Here is a 346-nt window from a genome sequence, read left to right as displayed (position 1 = left end):
ACCCCCTTCGGCACACCCGTCGAACCCGACGTGAACATCACATACGCCAACGCACCAGCAGGAACCACCGACGGAAGCCGCACACCCACCACCGGCTCCGCATCCACCCGTACAGCCGGCACCCCGCCGACCTCATCCACCGCACGGTCCGTCACCACCACCAGCGCACCACTGCGCCCCAGCACCTCCCGCACCCGCTCCTCCGGATACGACCCGTGCAACGGCACATACGCACCACCCGCCCTCACCACAGCAAGCATCGCCACCACCACATCCACCGACCGCTCCAACAACAACCCCACCCGCGACTCCACACCCACACCACACCCCACCAACACCCGAGCCA

The 346-nt window shown here is 67.6% G+C and carries 1 protein-coding gene; it reads right to left on the bottom strand.

Annotated features, from left to right (window positions below; genetic code table 11):
- The coding region (locus CU044_RS20060) for an AMP-binding protein (protein WP_129770096.1) at nt 1-346 on the bottom strand (346 nt) is incomplete at both ends.

Source organism: Streptomyces sp. L-9-10 (genome assembly GCF_004151105.1).
Taxonomy (GTDB): domain Bacteria; phylum Actinomycetota; class Actinomycetes; order Streptomycetales; family Streptomycetaceae; genus Streptomyces.
This window is presented reverse-complemented; position numbering and strand designations above follow the sequence as displayed.